This window comes from Rathayibacter sp. AY1A3, from assembly GCF_002930975.1.
Lineage (GTDB): Bacteria > Actinomycetota > Actinomycetes > Actinomycetales > Microbacteriaceae > Rathayibacter.
On sequence record NZ_PSTO01000078.1, the window covers coordinates 1 to 2322 of the forward strand.

Sequence of the window (2322 nt, forward strand, 5' to 3'; positions counted from 1 at the left end):
TGCAGCGCAGCGCGGATCTCGCCGATCGGTCGACCGGACTCGATCAGCATCACGATCGCCAGCCCGGCGTTGGCGGCCATGTGGGTGCCGATGATCGGCACGGAGGTCGTGATGGCACGGCCCTCGCGGTTCCCGATCCGGAAGCGGGTGCGGCCGAACTCCTGCTCGAGCACCGTCACGGTCCAGTCGGCGTCGACGCCCGGGAGGGAGGTGATCGTGGTGACCGGCACGCCGGCGACCTCGACGAGGCGCGCGCCCGCGGGGGAGTCGAGCGAGACGACGGCCCGGCGCGCGCGATCGGGCTGGAACAGCTGGGCCTTCTCGCCGAAGTAGGTGTCCATGTCGCCGTAGTCGTCGAGGTGGTCGTGGCTGAGGTTCGTGAAGCCGGCGACGTCGAAGACCACGCCGTCGACGCGGTGGCGGGTGAGCGCCTGGGCGCTGACCTCGATCGCGGCCGCGCCGACGCCCTCCTCCTCCATGCGGGCGACGAGCGCGTGCAGCTCCGTCGCCTCCGGGGTGGTCAGGCCGCTGGTCACCGAGGTGTCGCCGATGTGGCGCTCAGCGGTCGAGCTGAGGCCGGGCACGACGCCGAGCTGGCGGAGGATCCCCTCGAGCATGTGGACGGTCGACGTCTTGCCGTTGGTGCCGGTCACGCCGAGCAGCACGGGGGAGCGCTCGGCCGTCCCGTAGACGGCGGCGGCGACGGCGCCCAGGCGGGAGCGGGGGTCGTCTACCACGAGGACGGGCAGACCGGTCGCGCGCGCGGCGTCGGCGCCCGCGGTGTCGGTCAGCACGGCGGAGGCGCCGCGGGCCACGGCCTGCTCGACGAACTCGGCCCCGTGGCGGTTGACCCCGGGCAGGGCGACGAAGAGGTCGCCGGGCTCGACGTCGGAGGCGATCAGCGTCACTCCGCTGATCTCGGCCGTCAGGCCGCCCTCGTCGCCGATCTCGAGCGTCCGAGCGAGGGCGGCGAGAGGGACGGAGGGTGCGGTGAGGGGTCGGAGCATGGGGTCCTTCCATCGACGGCTCCGTGGGGGGCCGTGCGGCCGAGGGGGCGGTCGCACGCGGAGTCGTGGCTGTCACTCAAGCTAGGGGGTCTGCTTATGTGAATCCTTAGAGGATATGCGCGACCCGCGTGGAGGGGCACGGGTGGACAGAACCGATCGCCGGTGCTTCAGCAGTTGCGCAGGAACGGGTCTGTCTAGGCTCGGAGGATGACGTCGAACGAGAACGAGCCGACCGATGGGCGCCCCGTCCGCCGCCGAGCCCTGGTCATCGGGGGTGTGGCCGCCGCGGCGGGCCTGACCGCGCTGGGGGTCGGAGCCGCCATCGGGAACGGAGCGCCGGCGCCCTCGCCGACCCCCTCGACGGCGCCGCCCGCTCCGTCGCCCTCCGCCGCCGCGACCACTTCGGCGCCCACATCGGAGCCGACCGCCACTCCGACTCCCACACCCACTCCCTCCGCCTCCGGGATCGACCTCACCGCGCAGTCCGTCGACGACCCGGCGAGCACCTGGGTCGTCGTCAACAAGCTGCGGACGCTCGCGCCGGTCGACTACGTCCCCGCCGACCTGACCTTCCCCGACGTGCCCTACGTCAACCGGCAGCCGATGCGCCAGGCGACCGCGGACGCCCTCGTCCCGCTCTTCGCCGCCGCCCGCTCCGAGGCCGGCCTCTCACTGGCCGTGCAGAGCGCCTACCGCTCCTACGACACCCAGGTCAGCGTCTACGCGGGCTGGGTGTCCTCGCGCGGACAGGCGGGAGCGGATGCGACGAGTGCGCGCCCGGGGCACAGCGAGCACCAGACCGGCTGGGCGGTCGACGTGGTGGGAGCGTCGGGCGCGTGCGCGCTCGAGATCTGCTGGGGCGACACTCCGGAGGGGCAGTGGGTCGGCGCCAACGCCCACCGCTTCGGCTTCCTCGTGCGCTACAAGCCCGACACCACTCCGATCACGGGGTACGAGTCGGAGCCGTACCACCTGCGGTACGTCGGGACCCAGCTCTCCGGGTACCTGCACGACTCCGGCATCGAGACGCTCGAGCGCGTCTTCGGCCTTCCGGATGCGCCCGATTACGCGCCGGAGACCACTTCCTAGGCGGTCTAGCGATCACAGACGGACACGATCGGGCGTGACACGCGCCGCTCGTTACCGTACTGTTATTCGGAGCGCTTTCGGAGGCCCGTCTGACGGGTCTCCCACCCCCGCCTGGTGACATAGCCGCTTCCCCTGCTCCCGAGCCCGGTCCCCCGCCGAGCCGCCGACCCGTGAGACCTCTCTGTGCCCCCTCGCTCCACCCGCTCCACCCTGCCCGCCGACCACG

The 2322-nt window shown here is 72.6% G+C and carries 2 protein-coding genes; one reads left to right on the plus strand and one right to left on the minus strand.

Translation table 11 applies throughout. The features are described from left to right. Positions 1-1007: Mur ligase family protein (locus tag C5C10_RS17350; RefSeq protein ID WP_258060640.1), on the minus strand; the 1007-nt coding region annotated here is incomplete at its 3' end. A 207-nt stretch (positions 1008-1214) separates the two neighbouring features. Between C5C10_RS17350 and C5C10_RS17355 the strand changes: the two genes are divergently transcribed. Further along, positions 1215-2096: a D-alanyl-D-alanine carboxypeptidase family protein gene (locus tag C5C10_RS17355; protein WP_104329880.1), complete on the plus strand. Its 882-nt coding sequence runs from the start codon at positions 1215-1217 to the stop codon at positions 2094-2096. The last annotated feature ends 226 nt before the right edge of the window (positions 2097-2322 follow it).

What these genes read in the sequence shown, in the direction of transcription:
- C5C10_RS17355 (WP_104329880.1), top strand. Translation starts at nt 1,215, where the DNA reads ATGACGTCGAACGAGAACGAGCCGACCGATGGGCGCCCCGTCCGCCGC.